18 protein-coding genes and 5 pseudogenes are annotated in these 22652 nt (G+C 39.7%); 21 read left to right on the top strand and 2 right to left on the bottom strand.

Annotated features, from left to right (window positions below):
• The first annotated feature begins 23 nt into the window (after positions 1–23).
• The 4 genes and pseudogenes from RBL01_RS12355 to RBL01_RS12340 all read left to right on the top strand — a co-directional run.
• Complete coding sequence (locus tag RBL01_RS12355; protein WP_038809159.1) at positions 24–1091, top strand: zinc-dependent alcohol dehydrogenase; 1068 nt, start codon at positions 24–26, stop codon at positions 1089–1091.
• Positions 1088–1921 (top strand): sugar phosphate isomerase/epimerase family protein, encoded by an 834-nt coding sequence (locus RBL01_RS12350; RefSeq protein WP_002373846.1) that lies wholly within the window; start codon positions 1088–1090, stop codon positions 1919–1921. Before RBL01_RS12355 ends, RBL01_RS12350 begins: the two co-directional genes overlap by 4 nt.
• 27 nt (positions 1922–1948) lie before the next feature.
• Positions 1949–2973 (top strand): annotated as a pseudogene (locus RBL01_RS12345) (Gfo/Idh/MocA family protein).
• Positions 2970–3755, top strand: a pseudogene (locus tag RBL01_RS12340) (glycoside hydrolase family 65 protein); the annotation flags it as partial. The pseudogenes RBL01_RS12345 and RBL01_RS12340, both read left to right, overlap by 4 nt.
• Positions 3756–3766: 11 nt before the next feature.
• Here RBL01_RS12340 and RBL01_RS12335 read toward each other — a convergent pair.
• Positions 3767–4892, bottom strand: a pseudogene (locus RBL01_RS12335) (IS3 family transposase).
• Positions 4893–4962: 70 nt separating this feature from the next.
• Between RBL01_RS12335 and RBL01_RS12330 the strand changes: the two are divergent.
• The 4 genes and pseudogenes from RBL01_RS12330 to msrA all read left to right on the top strand — a co-directional run.
• A pseudogene (locus RBL01_RS12330) lies at positions 4963–5871 on the top strand (glycosyl hydrolase family 65 protein); the annotation flags it as partial.
• Positions 5871–6966: pseudogene (locus tag RBL01_RS12325) on the top strand (glycerate kinase). The pseudogenes RBL01_RS12330 and RBL01_RS12325, both read left to right, overlap by 1 nt.
• Positions 6963–7640, top strand: coding sequence for a beta-phosphoglucomutase (gene pgmB, locus RBL01_RS12320; protein ID WP_002288121.1), 678 nt, complete (start codon positions 6963–6965; stop codon positions 7638–7640). The pseudogene RBL01_RS12325 and the gene pgmB overlap by 4 nt, the downstream one beginning before the upstream one ends.
• Before the next feature lie 83 nt (positions 7641–7723).
• The gene (msrA, locus tag RBL01_RS12315) at positions 7724–8251 is read left to right on the top strand and encodes a peptide-methionine (S)-S-oxide reductase MsrA (protein ID WP_002288119.1); all 528 of its coding nucleotides are present in this window, start codon (positions 7724–7726) and stop codon (positions 8249–8251) included.
• A 71-nt stretch (positions 8252–8322) separates the two neighbouring features.
• On the opposite strand, the gene RBL01_RS12310 is transcribed toward msrA, so the two are convergent.
• On the bottom strand, positions 8323–9009 hold the full coding sequence (locus tag RBL01_RS12310) for a prepilin peptidase (protein ID WP_002318809.1): 687 nt from the start codon (positions 9007–9009) through the stop codon (positions 8323–8325).
• Between the two features lie 79 nt (positions 9010–9088).
• Between RBL01_RS12310 and RBL01_RS12305 the strand changes: the two genes are divergently transcribed.
• The 13 genes from RBL01_RS12305 (at position 9089) to RBL01_RS12245 (ending at position 22256) form a co-directional block, all read left to right on the top strand.
• Positions 9089–10627, top strand: a complete 1539-nt coding sequence (locus RBL01_RS12305; RefSeq protein WP_002307792.1) for a gluconokinase — start codon at positions 9089–9091, stop codon at positions 10625–10627.
• A 119-nt stretch (positions 10628–10746) separates the two neighbouring features.
• Complete coding sequence (locus RBL01_RS12300) at positions 10747–11214, top strand: Dps family protein (protein WP_002297290.1); 468 nt, start codon at positions 10747–10749, stop codon at positions 11212–11214.
• Between the two features lie 534 nt (positions 11215–11748).
• Positions 11749–12177 (top strand): 50S ribosomal protein L13, encoded by a 429-nt coding sequence (gene rplM / locus RBL01_RS12295; RefSeq protein ID WP_002323724.1) that lies wholly within the window; start codon positions 11749–11751, stop codon positions 12175–12177.
• A gap of 15 nt (positions 12178–12192) precedes the next feature.
• Positions 12193–12585 (top strand): 30S ribosomal protein S9, encoded by a 393-nt coding sequence (rpsI, locus tag RBL01_RS12290; RefSeq protein WP_002287505.1) that lies wholly within the window; start codon positions 12193–12195, stop codon positions 12583–12585.
• A gap of 528 nt (positions 12586–13113) precedes the next feature.
• Positions 13114–13329 (top strand): hypothetical protein, encoded by a 216-nt coding sequence (locus RBL01_RS12285; protein ID WP_002318811.1) that lies wholly within the window; start codon positions 13114–13116, stop codon positions 13327–13329.
• A gap of 2 nt (positions 13330–13331) precedes the next feature.
• Complete coding sequence (locus RBL01_RS12280; RefSeq protein ID WP_002287502.1) at positions 13332–14249, top strand: ATP-binding cassette domain-containing protein; 918 nt, start codon at positions 13332–13334, stop codon at positions 14247–14249.
• On the top strand, positions 14242–15024 hold the full coding sequence (locus RBL01_RS12275) for an ABC transporter permease subunit (protein ID WP_002318812.1): 783 nt from the start codon (positions 14242–14244) through the stop codon (positions 15022–15024). The genes RBL01_RS12280 and RBL01_RS12275 overlap by 8 nt, the downstream gene beginning before the upstream one ends.
• Entirely contained in the window at positions 15025–15705 is a 681-nt protein-coding gene (locus tag RBL01_RS12270; protein ID WP_002376364.1) for a response regulator transcription factor, read from the top strand.
• Positions 15698–16594 carry a sensor histidine kinase gene (locus tag RBL01_RS12265; RefSeq protein ID WP_038809454.1) on the top strand — a complete coding sequence of 299 codons (897 nt, stop codon included), beginning with the start codon at positions 15698–15700 and terminating at the stop codon, positions 16592–16594. Before RBL01_RS12270 ends, RBL01_RS12265 begins: the two co-directional genes overlap by 8 nt.
• Positions 16595–16788: 194 nt before the next feature.
• The gene (locus tag RBL01_RS12260; RefSeq protein WP_002318815.1) at positions 16789–18438 is read left to right on the top strand and encodes a MutS-related protein; all 1650 of its coding nucleotides are present in this window, start codon (positions 16789–16791) and stop codon (positions 18436–18438) included.
• A gap of 599 nt (positions 18439–19037) precedes the next feature.
• Complete coding sequence (locus RBL01_RS12255; protein ID WP_002287494.1) at positions 19038–19973, top strand: ABC transporter ATP-binding protein; 936 nt, start codon at positions 19038–19040, stop codon at positions 19971–19973.
• Positions 19966–20736: an ABC transporter permease gene (locus RBL01_RS12250; protein ID WP_002287492.1), complete on the top strand. Its 771-nt coding sequence runs from the start codon at positions 19966–19968 to the stop codon at positions 20734–20736. Before RBL01_RS12255 ends, RBL01_RS12250 begins: the two co-directional genes overlap by 8 nt.
• 536 nt (positions 20737–21272) lie before the next feature.
• Positions 21273–22256, top strand: coding sequence for a tRNA dihydrouridine synthase (locus tag RBL01_RS12245; protein ID WP_002318817.1), 984 nt, complete (start codon positions 21273–21275; stop codon positions 22254–22256).
• The last annotated feature ends 396 nt before the right edge of the window (positions 22257–22652 follow it).

Genomic DNA, 22652 nt, shown 5'->3' with positions numbered 1-22652 from the left:
AGAAAAGAAAGAGGAAAGAAAAGATGAAAAAATTAGTTGCATTAGAACCAAGAATAGCCGGATTCAAAGATTACGAAGACCGTGAGATCGAAAAGAACGAAGTACGTATCCGAGTAATTTTCGCTACTCCAAAACCAGGAACAGAAATTGTCGACTTTAGAGGATTAAGTCCATTTATCGATGAAGAATTTTCAGAAGAATGGCGCCTATTCTTGCCAAGAGAAGAAGGAAGCCAACGCGGTGTGGTATTTGGCGAATTTCAATTAGGAAATATGATTGTCGGTACGATCGAAGAAACGGGCAGTTTGGTGACAGAGTATCAAAAAGGAGAGTTAGTCTGCACTTATGGACCCATTCGTGAAACACTAATTACAAACGGTGTTGATAATTATAAACTACGTAAACTTGATCGGTTGGATCAATGGAAAAATGCAGTATGTTACGATCCTGCTCAATTCGCTTTAGGTGGTATCCGGGAAGCACATGTTCGAGCAGGTGATGCTGTAGCAATTTTCGGTTTAGGCGCTATCGGGCAAATTGCGATTCAATTAGCTAAAAAAGCAGGTGCTACTACCATCGTTGGGATCGATCCCATAGCGCAGCGTAGAGAATTAGCAGAAAAATACGGTGCCGATTACACGCTAGATCCTATGAAAGCAGATATCGGTTTTCGTCTAAAGGAATTGACAGATAAACGTGGAGTAGATTCAGTTATTGAAACGAGTGGCAGTGCTGCCGCATTACAAGCTTCTTTAAGAGGGATCGGCTATGGCGGGATCATTTCTTATGTTGCCTTTGCTAAACCTTTTCCAGCTGGGTTTAATCTTGGTCGCGAAGCACATTTCAATAATGCAAAAATCGTCTTTGCTCGAGCATCTAGTGAACCAAACCCAGATTACCCAAGATGGAACCGTAAACGAATCGAGGACACATGTTGGGAATTATTGATGAACGGTTACTTGGATTGTGAAGAAATCATTGATCCAGTTGTGCCATTTGCAGAAAGCGCAGAAGCTTACATGCGTTATGTAGATCAGCACCCAGAAAAAAGTATCAAAATGGGTGTTCAAGTACAAGGAGGAGAACAATGAAATTCGGTACGCAAGATCAAGCATTTTTCCCAAGAGACATTTTAGAAAAATTTAGATTTATCAAAGACTGTGGATTTGAAGAATACGAAATCGATGGTAAGTTGTTAATAGAAAATATCGACACAGTCAAACAGGCAATCAAAGAAACAGGGATCCCAGTAGTGACAGCTTGTAACGGATACGATGGGTGGATCGGTGACTTCATCGAAGAACGGCGTCTTAATGGTGTACGTCAAATTGCTGAGATTTTGCGTGCACTAAGCGAGGTTGGCGGCAAAGGAATCGTTATCCCAGCAGCTTGGGGAATGTTCACTTATCGATTACCGCCGATGGTTTCACCCCGAAGCAAAGAAGGAGACTATAAAGCAGTCAGCGAATCACTTCGTTATTTAGATAAAGTAGCCGAAGAAACAGGTACGGTTATTTATTTGGAGCCTTTGAACCGATACCAAGACCATATGATCAATTTGTTAGCGGATGCGCGTCATTATATTGACTCTAATCAATTGAAACATGTGCAGATCATCGCTGATTTTTATCATATGAATATTGAAGAAGATGATATTTCAAAAGCATTGACTACGCAAAAAGAGTATGTGGGTCATATCCATTTAGCAGATAATCATCGCTACCAACCAGGATCTGGCGCAATTGATTTTACTCGCCATTTTCAAACGCTACTTCAAAATGAGTATGAAGGTTATATGGTATATGAATGTCGTTTGCGAGGAGAAAATGAAGTGAAAATTTATCAGGAATCATTGCAATACTTGAAAAACTGTCTGGAAACAGCGCGTCATTTAAATGATTTAGAGAAAGAAAAACAATAAGTAAATAAGCAAAGGAGGGAGAAATAAATGAAGAAAGTAGCAATCATAGGCGCTGGACAAGTAGCAGAAAAAGTACATGCTGCTTATTATCAAAAAAGATCAGATGTCTTAGAATTGGCCGCTGTGGTTGATCCAGTCAGCCAGCGAGCAGAAGACTTTTGCCGACGTACAGGATTTTCTCATGCGTATACATCAGTTACACAAATGCTGAATGAGATTTCTCCCGATATCGTGAGTGTCTGTACACCCAATCGCTTTCACTTCGAACATGTATTGGCTGCCCTCGAAGCTAATGCTTCAGTGATGTGCGAGAAACCACCAGCTATGACAGCTGATCAAGCAAGAAAGATGGCAGAGACAGCCGATAAAAACGGGCAGATTTTGGCTTATGGATTCCAGCATCGTTTTTCTGACGAAGCAACAATGATCAAGAATTATCTTGATGTTCTCGGGGATATTTATTACGTAGAAGCGAATGCGCTTCGTCGGTCTGGTGTTCCAGGCTGGGGAACGTTTATCGACAAAGAACTTCAAGGAGGCGGGCCTTTGATCGATTATGGCATTCACATGCTTGATACAGCGATGTATATTACTGGATTTCCTAAAGTAAAAAACGTTCGGGCGTACAGCTTCCAAAAAATTGGTACGAAAAAAATTCAGGGAAATTCGGGAAATGGGATCCAAGCAAATTCACAGTAGAAGATGCAATTTTTGGCACACTGGAATTAGAAAACGGCAAGATCATCCAACTGAATACTTCGTTTGCTTTGAATGTCAGAGAAGACAAACTGAATGTGGCTTTTTGTGGCGATCAGGCAGGTGCTAATCTGTATCCAGGCGAACTATTCGAAGATGTAGATGGAAAGCTGGTTTCCTTACAAAAGACCACACCAGTTAATGACCCACATGAACTAAGTATGGATCATTTTGTGAATCGGGCGCTCGGTGACCAGACTCAGATGATTGCAGATGGCTGGCAAGGATATGTCATCCAGAATCTGGTGGAAAATTTATATCGTTCGGCAGAAACAGGAGAAGTTATTACCTTATGAAAGTAGAAGAAAAACAATTTGATTTAGAGTATATCAATAAGTATGCGAGTCAGATGACCATTGGAAATGGATTTTTTGGTATCAGAGGAAGCCAGGAGGAAGACTATCGGAATCAAGTAAGGGGAATGTTTGCAGCTGGTGTATATAACCGACCTTTAGGAGCAGAATCAGCCGAGTTAGTGAATCTTCCAGATGTCATCAGATGGGAAATAAAAATCGACGGTGAACATTTTTCTCTTGAGACGATGAAAGTTCTTGCATACGAGCGGGCACTAGATTTAGAAATGGGAGAGCTTAAACGCTATGCGCTCATTGAAACTGCTCAAGGAAAAAAAGTGGAAGTCATTACTTGTCGTGTTGCTGATCAAAATAATCTCCATCAGGCAGCCCTGAAAGTGGTCATCAAGCCGTTGACCGAAGACTGCCAAGTAGATGTGAAAACGGGTATCGATGGACAGCAAACCAATTTTGGTACACAGCAGTTGGTTGAAAAAGAACTGCGAGTATTTGGTGACGATTTGATCAGTGCATCCTACCAGACAACAGAAAGTAAAATTGATATTGGGATTGCAGCTAAATTCAATAAAGCAGGTGTATTCCAAGCAAAAAATCGCCGGATCACCGCTTCCTTTTCAGAAAAGATCAGAAAAAATACGTCCTTTACGCTGGAGAAGATCATCGTGCTCTCTACCTCTCTTCAGCAAACAGACCCGTTTAAGAAAAGTATTGCCCAAGCCCAGAAAAGCGTTAGTGGATTTGAGTCAATATCTTGGACACATTTTAGTAGAGACGGTTAAGCCATTTTTTCTTTTGCTAATTCTTCAAATTCCTGTGGGGTTAGATAGTGAATCGAGCTATGGATTCGATTTCGGTTATAAAATCCTTCAATGTAGCTAAATAGCGCTCGATTTGCTTCTTCAAAATCTGAGTAGCTAGTCGTGTAGACTTCTTCTTTTTTCAATGAGGCATGGAAAGATTCGATTCCAGCATTATCATAAGGTGTTCCTTTTCTACTATAAGAATGCCTTATTTTGTTGGTTTTAAGCCATTGTTCCACTTCTCTTGCTGTGTATTGGCTGCCCAAGTCAGTGTGTAGAATCATTCCTTCTGGAATGTGATAATGTATTTTTGCTTTATTCAATGTTTGAATGACACAATCCACAGTCATTCGTTTTGAAAATGTATAACTAATAATTTTTTTCGTGTGTAAATCCATGATTGAAGATAAGTAACACCAACCATTTTTCTTAGTAGGAATGTACGTAATGTCAGCTGCCCATTTCTCACAGATCGTTTCAGTAGAAAAGTCCTGATTTAAGAGATTCTCTTTTGAAATGATCGGTTTATTAGACCTTTGAGGTCTATATTTTTTAACTACAATCGACCTTAAATTTAATTGTTTCATTAGCTTTTGGACATGTTTAAGAGATACTGAAATCCCTTCTTTTAATAAAACTTGATGGATCTTTGTGGCACCATAGCGTTGTTTATTCGTAAAAAAATTGTTGAAATCTTCTTTTTCAACTTATTATTTCTGATTTCTGTAGCTGTCAACGGTTTATTCTTATAAAAATAATAGACACTTCTAGGGATTTCTAATAACCGACACAACAAAGAAACAGTGTAATCCTTACACCATTTTTCAATAAATTGAACAAGCGAATTTAGGTTTTCCGAGAGAATATGGCTGCGGCTTTTTTTAAGATTTCAAGTTCCTCATTTAAACGAGCATTTTCTTTTCTCAGTTCAGCTACTTCTTTTCCAGTCAGTCCTGTGGACTGATCAGGTAAATATAAATTCTTCCATTTGTAAATCGTTGCTTCAGATAAGCCATATTCTTTCGCTAACCCTCGAACAGAACGTCCAGTTTGATTCAGTTCAACAATCATTTGTTTAAAATTTTCTTCATATCGGGTCATAAAAATTCATCCTCTCGTAGATAAGTTTAATTTATTCTTGTCTCTACGAAAAGCTGTCTAAGATTTGATACTAACACCAAAGGGAAAAACGCTCATTCATGAAACAGCAGCTTTTTGGCTGAGCAGAGCTGTAAAAGTCGATGATCATTTAGAGATACACAGAGTCATTGGTCCAGATGAATACACAGAATATATCGACAATAATGCATATACGAACTATCTGGCGCATTATAATGTGGCCTTAGCTGTTAAATATCAAGCTGGCGATCCGCTTTTTTTGAAAGAATGTCAAAATTTTTTAGACAAGTTATATTTGCCAGTGCCTAACAAAGAACAGCTGATTCCGCAAGATGACACGTATCTCAGTAAGCCAGTTATTGATTTGACCACTTACAAAGAACGTCCTGGCAGCCAGTCTATTTTACTTGATTATGCCCGTAGCGAAGTAAATGAACTCCAAGTCAGCAAGCAAGCAGATCTTGTCATGCTGTTATACTTATTACCTGAGTATTTTTCTCAACCAATCGTTTCTAAGAATTTGCATTACTATGAAAACAAAACGATCCACGACTCATCGTTGAGTAAAGCGATTCACGCCATAGAGGCTTGCCGTATCCAAGAAATGGAATGGGCGTATCATTTATTCCAAGAAGCGTGCCTGATTGATTTAGGACCAGATCCGCATTCATCAGATGACGGAATTCATGCTGCTTCATTAGGAGCACTATGGCTAGCAGTTATATTTGGTTTTTCAGGTATTACAGTAACGAATGGAACTCTTTCTATTTCTCCAAGACTTCCTTCAGCATGGGAAAAAAATTCTTTTCCTTTTATTTGGAAAAATCACAGGTTACTATTTGTTTTGACAAAAAAACAAATAGTAATAAAAAAAGAGACGAAAGAAACATTACCTATTTTTGTCAATGGAGACCAATACCAGCTGGAAAAAGAACTGATCTTGGAACGGAGGGGAAAATAATGCGTATTCTGATTGCGCCAGATTCTTTCAAAGAAAGTCTGACAGCCTTAGAGGCAGCACAAGCCATTCAATCAGGTTTTCAAGAAGTTTTTGTTCAGGCTGAATATGATCTGCTACCTATAGGCGATGGAGGAGAAGGAACGGTTTCATCATTAGCAGACAGTTTAAGGTTGAAGCGGCAAACAGCAGTCGTTACTAATGCATTTGGCAAAAACAAAGAAATCCAGTACGCTTCAGACGGTCAAACTGCGATTTTTGAAATGGCAGAAATCGTCGGATTGAAAGATGTCCCACTAAACCAACGACAGCCACTTAGGTTATCCACGCGAGGAGTAGGAGAACTGATACGACAATTGTTGCAACAAGGTGTTCGACACATCATCATCGGCATTGGCGGAAGGTCTAGGTTATGCTTTTTATGATCAAGATAATCAAAAAGTAGAAGCACTGGGAGAAAATCTAGGTAAAATTGCTACAGTTGATAAAACGAACGTGCCTATTGAGCTGATTAAAGCCAAAATCACTGTCATTACTGATGTTACTAATCTTTTATGCGGAAAAGAAGGCGCTTCTTTTGTTTTCGGACCACAAAAAGGCTTGAAAGAAAATGAATTAGCAGTGGCTGACCAAGCCATGCATGATTTTTATATGAGATTTGCCCCTCAAGTAATCGAGGCATCGGGCAGTGGTGCTGGTGGTGGAATGGGTGCAGGACTGTTAGCATTTGCTTCAGGGAAAATAGTCTCTGGCATCGACTACGTATTGGATTTACTGGAGTTCGATAAACGGGTACAGCAAGCAGACCTCGTAATCGTAGGCGAAGGACGTCTAGATGGACAAAGTCTAAAAGGAAAAGCGCCAGTTGGGATTGCTAGAAGAGTACCAGAGGGCGTTCCTGTGATAGCTATTTGCGGAAGTGTTGGTAAAGGAAGCGAAAAAGCAGCAGATGTTGGCATTTCGGCCGTTTTTCCGATCCTTCCTGCAGCTGTGCCTTTACAAGAAGCTTTACAGCAAGCCACTGATAATCTTCATCGCACAGCTAAAAACATCGCATCTTTACTTCAAGTCGTTCATTTTCAAGGAGGTAATCGATGAAAATCAAAGCAGCACTATTCGATTTAGATGGCGTTCTTGTAGACACAGCTCGTTATCATTACGAAGCGTGGCTGGTTTTAGCTAACCAGCTGTCCATTCCATTCACTGAGAAAGAAAACGAGCAACTGAAAGGAATATCCAGAACCGAGTCACTAGAGCGATTGCTGTCATTTGGAAAAATGGAACAGAAATTCTCAGAAAAAGAGAAATCAGCCTTTGCTGAGCAAAAAAACAATCTATATCTTCAAGCGATTCAAAAAATGGATGAAACATCCGTTTTGCCTGGTGCAATAGCTGTTCTTGAGTACTTGAAAAAAACAAACATCAAGATCGGATTGGGATCAGCAAGCAAAAATGCACGCCTCATTTTAGAAAAAACGAATTTGACAAGTTATTTTGATGTCCTTATTGACGGCACGCAAGTATCAAAAGCAAAACCTGATCCAGAAGTTTTTCTCAAAGGAGCACAGCAATTGAATGTACCGCCAAATGCATGCTTGGTCATTGAAGATTCAGAAGCTGGTTGTCAAGCAGCTTTGGCTGGTAACATGCATGTATTGGGAATAGGTGAAAACATAAATCTTCCTTCTGCTGAATATGTGATTCCTGATTTAACCGTTTTTGATCAAGTACGTTCGTTTTGGCATTTATCAGAAGCCGTATCACGTATATAATAGTTTCCGTTTTTTCTGTCACAAGCAAAACGTTATCCTCCTTTTGGAAATCAAGGTATGATGAGAAAAAAGGAGGATTTTATATGACAAAAAAAGCAGTTTTCGCAGGCGGATGCTTTTGGTGTATGGTCAAACCATTTGAAGAGCAGCCAGGGATCATTTCTGTGACATCCGGTTATACTGGCGGGCATGTACCAAATCCAACTTATGAACAAGTAACAACAGGCACAACAGGGCATACAGAAGCAGTAGAGATCGAATATGATCCAGAAGTTATTTCTTATGATCAGTTGGTGGAAATCTATTGGCAGCAAACCGATCCGACTGACGCATTAGGACAGTTCGCTGATCGCGGTGATTCTTATCGTCCAGTGATCTACTATAATGATGAAGAAGAACGAAATATTGCAGAGCGTTCAAAACAAGCATTGCAAGACAGCGGGCGATTCGATAAGCCAATCGTGACAAAAATCGAACCAAGAAGCGAATTTTATCCTGCAGAAGATTACCATCAGGATTATTACAAGAAAAACAAGCTCCATTACAATCTTTATCGAGAAGGTTCTGGACGTGCAGGTTTCCTTCGTCGACATTGGGGCGTCAAGAAATAAGAAGCCGAAAAAGCTACTTATGGAACACCGTATATCAGAGGTTGTGACAAGTCGTTTGTCACAACCTTTTTTCAATACCTAAGATGAAGGACGATCAGCAACGCACTGCTCAAAAAAGGAATGAAAGGCAGTTTTTCCATCTTTTTTTTATGACAGATAAAGTAAACAGAAAAAACGGATATTCCAAACAGACTAGCAAGAAACAAGATCTGAAGCAACTCTTCCAGAGACAAGCCACCACTCCAAGAAAGCATCAACAGAGTATCACCAGCTCCGAGATAGGATTGACCATAGCGAAGGCACACACCGCCTACGATAAACGTTAACAGCACACTTTGCCATTGGAAGACGCCGACCTGCAACCAAAAAATCCATAAAATTGCCCAAGAACAGAATAGCGTGTGAGAGTGGACCATGAAGTAAAATAAATCCATCAACGAAAATAGCAAAGCCGAAAGCATCCATATGAACGTCGAATAATTTCTTGCAGAAGAAAAAGTAAAGAACCAGACAAAAAGACCACCACATAAGGCTTCTGCCAACAAATAGTAGAAGGGCAACCGACACCTGCAATAGCGGCAGCGAAATCGTTGGACGATGATCGAGAGAATCGGAATCAATTCATACCAAGAAAGCGAACGACAGCATTTGACACAATGAGATCTAGGATAAATAATAGAGTGACCTAACGGAATCCGCTGGGCGGTTAAACATAAAAATGATCCGATACAGCAACCAATGATAAAATAAAGTAACACGCCATCTCCCCCTTTTCAAAACCAAGATACGCAAGCTTAAACTAAATTTTTGTACATACATAAAATTTGAGGTGAAAAAATGAACGTTTCAATCGGATTAGATATCGGAACCACACAAACCAAAGCAGTTGCTTTCACAGATGAAGCCCAAGAAGTAGCATCCGCTTATTTTCGCTACCCTTTGATCCAAGAAACACAAGGGATGGCAGAACAAGATCAGGAATTGATCTTTCAAGGTGTCTGCACCGTTATAAAAGAAGTAATTAAACAGTTGCCTTCAGACACAATCATTCAATTTGTCTCCTTCTCCTCTGCGATGCATGGCCTGATATTGTTGGATGAAGAGAAAACACCGTTATCTCGAATGATCACTTGGGCAGATAACCGAGCAGCGGACGAAGCAGAAAAACTGAAATATACCGTGCTTGGCAAAGAATTTTATCGGCAGACTGGGACGCCGATTCATCCAATGACACCATTGAACAAAATCAAGTGGCTGCAAAACAGCCAACCTGAATTATTCAAAAAAACTGCTTATTTTGTCGGTATCAAAGACTATATCTTTTATAGATTGTTTGGCGAACTGATCAGCGACTACGGAACAGCTTCAGGAACTGGATATTTTGATATCCATGAATTCCAATGGGCAGAAGAAGTGCTTGACTACTTGAACATTCGAATAGAGCAATTGCCGCAAGTCTTTCCTTCCACCTATCAAGTAACAGGTCTACCATCAAAAACAGCAGCAGAACTAGGTTTGCCAAATGATATATCATTTGTTTTGGGAGGGGCAGACGGGCCGCTTTCTAATCTAGGGTTAGGTGCTTTTGGTGATACGATCGCCGCTTTGACCGTAGGAACGAGCGGAGCACTTCGTTTTATTACTACTCAGCCTCAGTTCCATCCAGAAATGGAGACGTTTTGTTATGTTCTGGATCAGAAACATTGGGTAGTGGGAGGAGCGACTAGCAATGGTGCTGGCATCTTTGATTGGGCAGGGCATACATTTTTACAGGAAGTCGTTCAATCTGCTAAAGAAAAAGGAGAAAATCCATATGACGCACTGCTTTCGGCTATCGCTTTTGTGCCAGCGGGTGCCAATGGTCTGATTTTTCATCCCTATTTGCTTGGTGAGCGAGCACCGCTTTGGGACGCAGATGCGTTTGGCAGTTTTATCGGCTTACAGCGGCAACATACAGAAAAAGAAATGATGAAGGCGATTCTAGAAGGGATCTGTCTCAATCTTTATCGGATTTTAAAAGGAGTTTGCCAAGAAAATCAGCTCACAGAGATCCGTGCTACAGGCGGGTTTGCTCAATCTCCGATTTTTCGTCAGATGATGGCTGATGTACTGGGTTACCCGCTTGTTTTCCCTACTGTCACAGAAGCATCCGCATTAGGAGCTGTGATTTTAGGCTGGCGAAGCATCGGAAAGATTCAAAGTATCAGTGAAGCACAGGAATTGATAGAATTGAAAGAGCAAGTTGGAGTACAAGAAACTGATCATAAAAAATATCAGAAAATCTATCCATTATTTGTTTCGACACAAAAGCATTTAGCACAGACTTATCAGCAATTTGCACAACTGCGAGAAGAATTAGCTGATTCTGAAAAATGATTGGCTTTACGGATAAAAAAGCGAACTGAAAATCGTTCTCAGGTAAATGATTTTGTTGTACTTTTCATTGAAAGTCTACTATTATTTTAAGTGTAAGAAAATGTTAGGAGGCATGAAAGATGAAATTCCAACAAACCAAAGAAGTATTAAATCAATTAGTTGCAGATCTAAGCCAAATGTCTGTTGTTGTTCACCAAACACATTGGTACATGAGAGGACCAGGTTTCCTTACATTGCACCCAATGATGGATGAGTTCATGGATGATTTGAACGCTCAGTTAGATGAAGTATCCGAACGCTTGATCACATTAGACGGTTCACCTTATTCTACATTGCGTGAATTTGCAGATAACACAAAAATCCCTGATGAAATTGGCCGCTGGGATCGTACTATTCCAGAACGTTTGGAAACACTTGTTGCAGGCTATCGTTATCTAGCAGATCTTTACCAAAAAGGAATCGAAGTTTCTGGAGAAGAAGGCGACGATCCAACACAAGATATCTTTATCGAATTCAAAACAGCCACAGAAAAACGTATCTGGATGATCCAAGCTCATTTGGGCAAAGCGCCAGAGATCGACGCGTAAAAACTGTTGTTGAACTTGACCGAAAAAGAGGTTGTGAAATCAGCGTTTTGACCTGAGTATTAGAGAAACAAACGTCAAAATAGTTCCTCATATTTTGCCGTTTTTTGAGCTAATACCGAGGGTCAGCTGATTGAACACCGTTTACCAAGAGGTTGTAAGCCTGCCGTTCAGCTCCGAGTCACAAGAAACAATTTTAAAAAACAGCTTCTTATGTTTTATGGATATTGTGACTTGTGACCGAGGAGTTGGCAGGATAACACTGTTTATTTAAAAAAAGAGGTTGTGACAAGACTTTTGTCACAGCCTCTTTTTGTTTTTCATTTTGGCAGGAAACGCCCCTTTTATATAAAAGAAAGACAAAGAAGTAAAGTTTCATATAAATTTTTCAATCAAGCAGAAAAACGTTGACATTGGCTAGATTAGCGGGTAATATGTTAAATGGTATTGTTTGCCCCACAAAGAGCCCCGGAAACTCGAAGTGTATGTCAAACATCAGAACTTAAATTGGAGGAAAATAACGTGCGTACAACATATATGGCCAAACCAGGCGAAGTAGAACGTAAATGGTATGTAGTAGACGCAACTGATGTTCCATTGGGACGTCTTTCAACAGTTGTTGCATCTGTACTACGTGGTAAAAATAAACCAACTTTCACACCTCATTTGGATACTGGCGATTTCGTCATCGTCATCAATGCAGACAAAGTGAAATTAACAGGTAAAAAAGCGACTGACAAAATTTATTACCGTCACAGCAACTACCCAGGAGGATTGAAATCAATCACTGCTGGCGAATTGCGTGCTAAAAATTCTCGTCGTTTGATCGAAACTTCTGTAAAAGGTATGCTTCCTAAAAACACTTTAGGCCGCAAACAATTTACAAAATTGAACGTATACGGTGGAGCAGAACATCCACATGCAGCACAACAACCAGAAGTTTTAGACATCACAAACTTAATCTAATAGGAGGGAATTTCATTGGCACAAGTTCAATATATCGGCACAGGCCGTCGTAAAAACGCAGTTGCTCGCGTACGTCTAGTACCAGGAACTGGCAAAATTACTGTAAATAAAAAAGATGTTGAAGAATACATTCCACATGCTGACTTGCGTGAAGTAATCAATCAACCTTTCGCTGTTACTGAAACAAAAGGCGCATATGACGTATTTGTTAACGTAAACGGCGGAGGATACGCTGGACAATCAGGAGCTATCCGTCATGGTATCGCTCGTGCATTGCTAGAAGTTGATCCTGACTTCCGTTTAGCTCTTAAACGTGCTGGCTTACTTACTCGTGACGCACGTATGGTCGAACGTAAAAAACCAGGTCTTAAGAAAGCTCGTAAAGCATCACAATTCTCAAAACGTTAATTGCGATTATCGTTCGAGTTCACGAGTTACGAGAATCGTACTGGGCGAAGCAATGCTGAGCGCAGTTACCTTAATCCTAACTTTTCTGGCACTTTCCACAATTTGGAAAGTGCCTTTTTTGTGTTTTTAGCTATGTTAATAGGTAGGATTCTTGGTCTATAATATCATTCGATCTATAAACAAACGGGAAAAAGATCAAGTATCTTCAAACAATATTATTTATCCGCTTCTGAGGTTGTGACAGAAGTGGTCAGCTTCAAGAAATAAGAAGGAATTTACAAAAATCGCTTCTCATGTTTGATGAAGATTGTGACTTGTGACCGAGGAGTTGGCAGGAGAACACCGTTTATTCGGAAGAAGGGATTGTGAAAAGTCTTTTGTCATAACCTCTTATTTGGTAGCTAATTGTAAATCCCAAACGGCATGTATTATTTTTCATAAGTCCGTTTTTAAGGATTAATGTTTTCTTTTGCTTTTTATATGGTCTAGCTTCAGCGAGAAGTTCCAACGCATATACAAGGACGTCTGATGTCAACGATAACAACGATTACCATGGTGGCCAGTCCACTTGGATTAGCACTGTTTGGTGCGCTCTTTGATTGGCAGACAACGCAACCACGTCTGCGAGACAGTCTGATTTTTCTTGAAATTCAATTGGAAAATTTACGCTTTCTTTATACATTTCTGGCTGCTTTCTTTATACCCGTCAACTATACTTCACTTATCAATAAGAAAGAAGGATAAGTATGGATTTTGGAAATGAAACGGTCTTGAAAGCAACTGGTATAACCAAAAAATACGGTGCTGCCAAAGCATTAGATAAAGTATCGATCGAAATCAAACGTGGAATGATCTATGGTTTGATTGGGGAGAATGGAGCGGGTAAGTCTACCTTTATGAGAACTATTATGGGTTTGATCTCGATTGATGAAGGTTCGATCGAATTATTTGGAACGACGGATTTGCAGGCAGCAAGACGACGTATGGGTCAATCGATTGAAACCCCTGCTCTTTATCCAGAATTAACTGCAAGAGATAACCTACGTATCCAAGCAGCGAACGGCGGTGTGTCGGATAGAGAAATCGAAGACCTGCTGAAAATGATGCGATTGGAAAATACAGGGAAAAAGAAAGCAAAGAATTTCTCTTTAGGTATGCGCCAGCGTTTAGCTATTGCAAATGCACTGATCACGAATCCAGAATTTTTGATTTTGGATGAACCGACGAATGGGATGGATCCAGCAGGGATGGCAGAAATGCGAGAAATCATCCAACGTTTGGTAAAAGAACGGGGCATCACCGTCTTGCTTTCTAGCCACTTGCTAGATGAATTGTCACAGATCGCCACTCACTATGGTATTTTGCATGAAGGACACTTGATCAAAGAATTATCGAAAGAAGAATTGGCACAAGAATCTCGTCAATTTATAAAAATTGACACTTCGGCGACGGAACAAGCAGTAACGGTTCTCGACTCTCTTGGTTATAGGGATTATTTTGTCCAATCTAGCCGTGTTATCCAGCTTTTTGAAGGAATTGACCAAGTAGCAGCCATCAATCAAGCATTGGTAGAGGCAAAAGTTCCTGTGGATGGTATCCACCTAGTTGGGCAAAAACTGGAAGATTATTTCTTACAATTAACTGGAGGCAATCCACATGTTTAATCTATTAACTGCTGAAAAAATAAAAGTATGGGAGAGCCGTAAAATGTGGGTCTCACTAGGACTGATGGTCGTACTTCCGCTTTTTTATTCTTGGAACGAATGGTATATGCATACAAAATACGGCAATGAATTAAACCAAGCAACGGATACAGTCATCAACGGTGCAACAGGGATTTTAATGGTAGAAAAAATGGCTGCATGGATTCTTCTGGCTTTCGCAGCATTTGCGTGCTTTTATATTGGGGAAGAATTTCAAAACGGTACGATTCGCAATACGTTATCTTTAGGACGGAATCGAATGACTTATTATGTGTCGAAACTTCTCGTTACGCTTTTGATCACAACACTTGGCGTGGTTTTGATTACGGGGCTAGCCATGCTTGCTTACACACTTGCTTTCGGATTTGGTGAAGTTGAGGGAATCAAAAACTATGGAAATTATGTTCTAAAAGTATTTCCTGTATTGATTCTGCTGATATTAGGGACATTATCTGTTCCATTGGCTTTGACATTCATCACTAGAAGTACCAGTGTCAGTTTGCTTCTTTCTTTTCTTTATATCATGGGAACGGCCTTCGTTCCCGGTGTTTTCGCAAAAATCAAAGGCTTGGAATTTCTAACGGAGTGGTTTACGGAAACGTGGCTCATGTATACGGACTTTGCGCAACAAGCAACTTATTCGCAAGCACCGAAAATGATTCTGGTCAGTCTAGTAACAATCGTGGTATCATCAGCTCTAGGAATGTTTATTTTCCAAAAATCTGACATTAAGTAGATGGTCCTGCTGGAAACTATTTTGGTTATCGAAGACGATGAAGCTGTTCATTCCTTACTGGAGGAGGTTCTTGAACAGAGATACAAACTTCTTGATGCTTATTCAGGTACGGAAGGAAAATTATTGTTAAGCACATATCCTGTCGATTTGATCCTTCTAGATCTCATGCTTCCAGGGCTTTCAGGTGAAGCATTATTAGCAGAAATCCGACAGACATCGAATGTTCCGATCATCGTTCTTTCAGCAAAAAGCGATCAAAGAGATAAAGTTTCCTTGTTGGCAGCAGGAGCGGATGACTATGTGACGAAACCATTTGATATCGAAGAACTTTTGTTACGAATCGGCATCCAACTTCGTCATCAGACTTCTGTCCAAGTAAAAGATCTGTCACAACGCATCTATTACAAGGAAATCTTACTGGACAAAGAGTCAAGGGATGTAAATGTGAATGGCGTGGCTGTCCATTTGACAGGAAGAGAATTCGATCTGCTGAAGCTTTTTTTAGAACATCCGAAAAAAGTATTTTCGCGAGCAAATCTTTATGAAACAGTTTGGCAAGAACCATATTTTGATAGTGAGAAAACAGTGAATATGCATATTTCCAATCTTCGAGGGAAACTAGCAAAGGCACATGCTGTGTATATTCATACGGTGTGGGGAGTGGGGTTTAGATTTGATTAAGTGGCTGTTGCTTCTCGTTGTTATCTTTATGGGAAGTTTTATTTTCTTCCTGCAAAGGGAAATCAAGCGATTAACTAAGAAAATCGCCACTCTTTCTGAACGACAAGAATATGGTGGTCGTCTCTCAGTCGAATTTCGAGAAAAGAATCTAATGGACCTAGTAGATGCACTGAATAGATGGGTGGATGAAAATGAACAAAAAGGACAAGTATTTCAAGAAATGGAAGAAAACATCAGACTATCGATCGTCGGCCTTTCTCATGATCTCAGAACTCCTTTGACTGCTATTAACGGTTATGTACAATTACTGGAACAGGTAGAGGATACGGAGAAACGGGAGAAGTATTTAACGATCATCAAACAATCTGTTGCAAGATTACTCAGTATGACGGATCAGTTTTATGATCTTGCTCGAATAGAGACGAAGCAAAAAGAAATGGATCTCCATACGCTTTCTTTTTCTAAAGAGGTGGAAGAAGTATTTTTCTCTTTTTATGAACAATTTTCTGAGAAAAATATCCAGGTAGCGTTCGCTGAAGACTCGATAAATACAACTGTATTAGCAGATCCGCTCATGTTGCTGCGAGTGCTGCAAAATATCATACAGAATTTATTGCGTTATGCAGATGGACAAGCAAAGGTGACATTTTCAAAAGAGGATCCATTCATTCGATTAACAGTGGCCAATCCTATCAAACCAGGAGCGCAAACCTCTGTTGAAAAAGTCTTCCAGCGTTTTTATACCGAAAATACCAGCCGCACAAATACGGAATCTAGCGGAATCGGGCTTTACCTGTCAAAAAAATTGGTGGAAGGAATGGGAGGAGAGATGACCGCTAGATTAGACGGGGGCATCTTCTCCATCTCCGTCAAGTTGCGGAGGGTTTAATTGGCTCTAATTTACCTGAAGTGAATGACAAAAAATTGTATCTCGTTTTAAAGACATCTTCTTTTTTGGAAGGTGTTTTTATTTTGGTGTGATTGATACGAATTAGGTAACGAAGATAGTTATTTTTGTACCCCCTTTTCAAATAGCGCAACAGTGCTATACTAAAACTAACAAATCAAGGAACGGAGAGGGATATGGGCCAAAGAGAATTTATCGTTTTAATTATTATTGCAGTTATTATTTTATTAGTTGTTTTAGACATTTTTTCACGTTTGAAAGTAAAGGAAACAGTTCGTAGTAATTGGGGAAAAATTCCTTATCAACCGAGATTTGATAAAGAAGAAAGTTTGAAGGATGCGTGGCTCACGGAGAAAAAATTCCGTTCATGGGATAGTGAAATCGACGATCTTACTTGGTATGACTTGGATATGTTCGAAGTATTTGAAGGGATCAACAGTACCTATTCTAGTGTAGGTTCAGAAGCGTTGTATCAGCGTTTACGTAGCTTTGATTTTGGAGAAGATTATCAGTTAGAAAAACTAATTGCTTTTTATCAGGAAAATCCTCAACTGAGAGAAAGAATCCAATATCAATTCGCTCGTTTAGGAAAAAAAGATCATAATTTTGCAAAACAATATCTAGCGGATGGAAAAAGTAAAAAGATTGGACGCGTAGGTTTATTTATTTTTCTTGGCTTGCTTCCGCTGGTGGGTGTAGGTTTGCTTCTTTTAGGGCAAGTACTAGGAATCTATCTAGCAATCGGTGGCTTAGTATTCAATACGGTCTATTATCTAGTGAAGAAACAAACACTAGAAACAGAGTTGAATAGCATGAGTTATTTGGTTTCAACGATTTCAGCCGCCAATCAGTTAGCAAAAATGACGACACCACTTCAAAAAGAGCTGAAACAGCAAACTAAACCATTAAGAGACATCCCTAAATTAGGTTTTTCATTTCGAATGAAGAGCGGGAGTGAAGCAGAATTGATTTTTGAATATGTCAACATCATGTTCATGCTACCATTTATCTCCTATCATTTCGTTCTCACTAAATTAGAAAAGCATTCAAATGAAGCCATCAAGCTGTGGGAATTGCTGGGAGAATTGGAAGTTGCAGCAGCCGTTTTGAATTATCGCACCTATATGCCGATCACTTGCCGACCAGAGTTTACTGAGGGCGGTGTGACAGCGAAAGATATCTATCATCCATTGTTAAAAGAAGCGGTAGTGAATCCAGTCAACTGGCAGAAGAATATATTAGTCACGGGTTCCAATGCATCAGGAAAATCTACGTATGTCAAAAGTATAGCCATCAGCTGTATTCTAGCACAGACGATCCAAACAGCGATTGCAGAACAGTTTACCCTGCAATCTGGACATGTGTTGACTTCCATGGCAATCGAAGATGATTTATTTGAAGGCGACAGTTATTTTGTTTCAGAAATCAAATCGATCAAACGTTTGCTGGACCAAGTGGCTTCCAAAGAACGCTGCTACTGCTTCGTAGATGAGATTTTAAAAGGGACAAATACGATTGAACGGATTGCTTCTTCCGCTTCAGTCGTTCGGTGGCTTGCGGAGTATCCATCATTAGCATTTGTCGCCACACATGATATCGAATTGACAGAGATTTTAAAGAATTATTGTGAGAATGTCCACTTTGAAGAACAAGTAACAGAAGGAAAAGGAATCAGTTTTGATTTCAAATTAAAAGAAGGACCTTCAAGGACCCGAAATGCGATTGCCTTGCTGAAAGTTTTGGATTACCCTGAATCCATAGTTGAACAGGCCCAAAAAGAAAGTTTGTTGTTCGATGAACAGCGGCAGTGGTATCCGTTTGATTAACTTTATCAAACGAAGCATGATGCGTGGGTCCAAAAAGACGATTATCAAAAGAAGTACATCGATGCCAAAAAAGTGGCAGAATTCAATGGAAACGAGTCTGCTGTCCAGATGATCTTGGAAGATTTAGCAAAAGACGATACAAAATAAACCACGCTGTCTTCCTTCTAGCAGCTTTTATCGAAAAAACTTAGCATTAGCGACGAGACGCACGTTCCATGGAAAAGTTCTCCGTAAAACAAACAGAGAAAACAGAAATTGATAAATAACTATTTCCATTTTATTTATTTCGGTTAAAATAAAATAAAAGAAAAAAGCTTTCGATAAAAGGACGGAGGAAAGCTTAACATGAATAAAAAAGACAAGAACCTCAGTTATAAGGATCTTCTATATGTCATCGTAGTAGTTGCTGTCGGTGCTTTTATGATTTTAAAAGTTCCAGAGTTGTTTAGATAGTTATTCTATCGAAGATGATCATGAACTAGAAAACACATCTCCTCTTTGTGAGCAGGTGTGTTTTTGTGTGGAAACCAAGTTGTTTTTTCATCTGCTGTATTCCATGATACAATAAAGAATCATGTCTATAAGGAGATAGGAAATAAATGGCAAATGCGCTTGAAATAAATAATTTGAAAAAGATCTATGGAAGTGGGGTCGAAGCATTGCGGGGAATCGATCTTTCGGTGAAAGAAGGAGATTTCTATGCGCTATTAGGGCCAAATGGAGCTGGGAAGTCTACAACGATCGGGATTATTACTTCTTTAGTCAATAAAACATCTGGAAAAGTGAATGTCTTCGGTTATGATCTGGACAAGGATCTAGTTCGAGCAAAGCAACAGATTGGATTGGTCCCGCAAGAGTTCAATTTTAACCCTTTTGAAACGGTCCAGCAAATCGTCGTGAATCAAGCCGGTTACTACGGTGTCTCTCGCAAAGAAGCGATGAAACGCAGTGAAAAATATTTGAAGCAGTCCAATCTTTGGGAAAAGAGAAATGTCCGTGCACGTATGCTTTCCGGGGGAATGAAGCGAAGACTGATGATTGCTAGAGCACTGATGCATGAACCACGTTTGCTGATCTTAGATGAACCAACAGCAGGAGTTGACATCGAGTTGAGACGCGAGATGTGGGAGTTTCTACGAGAATTGAACGAAAATGGTACAACGATCATTTTGACGACGCATTATCTAGAAGAAGCTGAAATGCTTTGTCGCAACATCGGAATCATCCAATCGGGTGAACTGATCGAGAATACAAGTATGAAAGAGCTTCTGTCAAAACTGCAATTTGAAACATTTATCTTTGATTTAGCGCCATATGATACCAAACCTGTGATTGAAGGATATGCTTGTACATTTGAAGATGAGCAGACAATCGCTGTCGAAGTTGAACGAAATCAAGGGGTGAACGGAATCTTCGATCAGCTTACAAGACAAGGAATCAAAGTTCTTTCTATGAGGAATAAGTCGAATCGTTTAGAAGAACTGTTCTTGAAAATCACAGAAGAAAATAATCATACGGAGGAGAAAAATGTTTAATCTTTATTTTACTGCATTAAAAAGTTTAGCTATCAAGGAAACGAACCGCTATTTGCGTATATGGGTCCAAACACTGGTTCCGCCAGTGATCACGACATCCTTGTATTTTGTTATTTTCGGAAAAATGATCGGTGGGCGGATCGGTGACATGGGTGGTTTTTCATATATGGAATTCATCGTTCCTGGTTTGATTATGATGTCTGCTATCACTAGTTCGTATGCCAATGTTTCTTCGTCCTTCTTCTCTCAAAAATTTCAGAAAAATATCGAAGAAATCTTGGTAGCACCTGTTCCTACGCATGTGATTATTTGGGGCTTTGTGATTGGTGGTGTGGGTCGCAGTATTCTCGTCGGCTCTCTCGTAACGATCATTTCCTTGTTCTTTGTACCACTTCATGTGTATTCATGGTTCATGGTCATCATTACATTATTGATGACGGCAATCTTGTTTTCGTTAGCAGGACTGCTCAACGGGATTTTTGCTCAGTCTTATGATGATGTATCGATCGTGCCTACATTTGTCTTGCAGCCGTTAACTTATCTAGGTGGCGTTTTCTATGCCATCTCTATGTTACCGCCCTTTTGGCAAGCTGTTTCGAAAGTCAATCCGATCGTTTATATGATCTCCGGTTTCCGTTACGGATTCCTTGGAACGATCGATGTGCCAGTAGCAACATCGATGATCGTACTTGTGTTATTCATCGTTGTTTTGTACGCCGTTACTTGGTATTTGATTAATAAAGGAAGAGGATTGAGAAGTTAGAAAAGAGGTTGTGAAATCAGCGTTTTGACCTGAGTATTAGAGAAACAAACGGAAAAATAGTTCCTCATATTTTGTTGTTTTTTGAGCGAATACCGAGGGTCAGCTGATTGAACAATGTTTAGTGGAGAGGTTGTGAAAAAGCTGTTCTGCATCAAGTAATAAGAACAGCCAAACAAAAATAGCTTCTCATATTTTTCGTTTGGTTGGGCTTTTTACCGCAGATGCAAGCTTTTGAACACCGTTTAAGAAAGAGGTCGTAAGCCTGCCATTCAGCTCCGAGTCATAAGGAGCAATTTCAAAAAACAGCTTCTCATGTTTGATGAATATTTTAACTTGTGACCGAGGAGTTGGCAGGAGAACACCATTTATTCCGGAAAAGGGACTGTGAAGATTTTTGTCACAGTCCTCTTTTTGTTCAATCAGACAAACCTTCTGAGCTGTTCACTTTGCTTCTTTTTTTGTTTCCTAGTATAATGACAATGTTTTTGAGAAAGATTGCGACTTCACTGCTTGATAGAATGGAGAGTAACAAATAAATGACTACTAATTTTTGGAAAGAGCTGCCAAAGCCTTTTTTTGTTTTAGCACCAATGGAAGATGTAACAGATGTTGTATTTCGCCATGTCGTAAAGCATGCAGCAGCACCGGATGTCTTCTTTACTGAGTTTACAAACTCAGACAGTTTCTGTCATCCAGATGGAAAAGACAGTGTACGAGGAAGATTAACATTTACAGAAGATGAACAGCCGATGGTTGCCCATATTTGGGGAGACAAGCCAGAATTTTTTAGAGAAATGAGCATTGCTATGGCAGAAATGGGCTTCCAAGGAATCGATATCAACATGGGCTGCCCAGTCCCTAATGTAGCAGAACGTGGAAAAGGCAGTGGCTTGATCCTTCGTCCAGAAGTAGCGGCACAATTGATTGAAGCAGCTAAAGCTGGCGGTTTGCCTGTCAGCGTCAAGACGCGTATCGGCTATACGGAAATGTCTGAGATGGAAGAATGGATCAGTCACCTACTTCATCAAGATATAGCCAATCTTTCTGTCCATTTGCGTACGCGTAAAGAGATGAGTAAAGTAGATGCACATTGGGAAGTCATTCCTAAAATCATTGCTTTACGTGACCAAATCGCTCCACAAACACTAATCACGATCAATGGAGATATCCCCGATCGCCAGACAGGAGAAGAATTGGCCGAGAAATATGGCGTTGATGGCATCATGATTGGCCGAGGAATTTTCAAGAATCCTTATGCATTTGAAAAAGATCCGAGGGAACATACAGAAAAAGAACTGATCGGACTACTTCGTCTGCAACTAGATCTGCAAGATCATTATTCAGAAATCATCCCGCGTTCCATCACAGGACTACATCGTTTCTTTAAAATCTATATCAAAGGATTTCCAGGAGCAAATGACTTGCGAGTTCAGTTGATGAATACGAAATCTACTGATGAAGTACGAGAGATCTTAGACACCTTTGAAAAAGAACATCCAACGCTTTTCAGTGAACAATGATTTCTTGCTTGAACACCGTGAATTAGAGGTCGTGAAAAAGCTGTCCTGTATCAAGTAATAAGAACAGCCAAACAAAAATAGCTCTTCATATTTTGTCGTTTTTTGAGCTAATACCGAGGGTCAGTTGATTGAACACCGTTTATATCAGAGGTTGTGAGCCTGCCGTTTAACTCTGAGTCACAAGGAGCAATTCCAAAAAATAGCTCCTCATATTTTATGAATATTGTAACTTGTGACCGAAGAGTTGGTAGGGGAACACCGTTTATAAGAGGTTGTGACAAAAGTCTTGTCGCAACCTCTTTTTTAACCAAAAAAAGTGCAAATATTTTACTTTAAGTAAGAGAATAATTATGATGAATAAAAAAGGTGGAACAAATAGCATACTATATATATTGA

Origin of the sequence: Enterococcus sp. SB12, assembly GCF_030910025.2 — a bacterium.
GTDB lineage: Bacteria > Bacillota > Bacilli > Lactobacillales > Enterococcaceae > Enterococcus_B > Enterococcus_B faecium.
This window is presented reverse-complemented; position numbering and strand designations above follow the sequence as displayed.

What these genes read in the sequence shown, in the direction of transcription:
- RBL01_RS12355 (WP_038809159.1), top strand. Translation starts at nt 24, where the DNA reads ATGAAAAAATTAGTTGCATTAGAACCAAGAATAGCCGGATTCAAAGAT.
- RBL01_RS12350 (WP_002373846.1), top strand. Translation starts at nt 1,088, where the DNA reads ATGAAATTCGGTACGCAAGATCAAGCATTTTTCCCAAGAGACATTTTA.
- pgmB (WP_002288121.1), top strand. Translation starts at nt 6,963, where the DNA reads ATGAAAATCAAAGCAGCACTATTCGATTTAGATGGCGTTCTTGTAGAC.
- msrA (WP_002288119.1), top strand. Translation starts at nt 7,724, where the DNA reads ATGACAAAAAAAGCAGTTTTCGCAGGCGGATGCTTTTGGTGTATGGTC.
- RBL01_RS12305 (WP_002307792.1), top strand. Translation starts at nt 9,089, where the DNA reads ATGAACGTTTCAATCGGATTAGATATCGGAACCACACAAACCAAAGCA.
- RBL01_RS12300 (WP_002297290.1), top strand. Translation starts at nt 10,747, where the DNA reads ATGAAATTCCAACAAACCAAAGAAGTATTAAATCAATTAGTTGCAGAT.
- rplM (WP_002323724.1), top strand. Translation starts at nt 11,749, where the DNA reads ATGGCCAAACCAGGCGAAGTAGAACGTAAATGGTATGTAGTAGACGCA.
- RBL01_RS12285 (WP_002318811.1), top strand. Translation starts at nt 13,114, where the DNA reads ATGTCAACGATAACAACGATTACCATGGTGGCCAGTCCACTTGGATTA.
- RBL01_RS12280 (WP_002287502.1), top strand. Translation starts at nt 13,332, where the DNA reads ATGGATTTTGGAAATGAAACGGTCTTGAAAGCAACTGGTATAACCAAA.
- RBL01_RS12275 (WP_002318812.1), top strand. Translation starts at nt 14,242, where the DNA reads ATGTTTAATCTATTAACTGCTGAAAAAATAAAAGTATGGGAGAGCCGT.
- RBL01_RS12270 (WP_002376364.1), top strand. Translation starts at nt 15,025, where the DNA reads ATGGTCCTGCTGGAAACTATTTTGGTTATCGAAGACGATGAAGCTGTT.
- RBL01_RS12260 (WP_002318815.1), top strand. Translation starts at nt 16,789, where the DNA reads ATGGGCCAAAGAGAATTTATCGTTTTAATTATTATTGCAGTTATTATT.
- RBL01_RS12255 (WP_002287494.1), top strand. Translation starts at nt 19,038, where the DNA reads ATGGCAAATGCGCTTGAAATAAATAATTTGAAAAAGATCTATGGAAGT.
- RBL01_RS12250 (WP_002287492.1), top strand. Translation starts at nt 19,966, where the DNA reads ATGTTTAATCTTTATTTTACTGCATTAAAAAGTTTAGCTATCAAGGAA.
- RBL01_RS12245 (WP_002318817.1), top strand. Translation starts at nt 21,273, where the DNA reads ATGACTACTAATTTTTGGAAAGAGCTGCCAAAGCCTTTTTTTGTTTTA.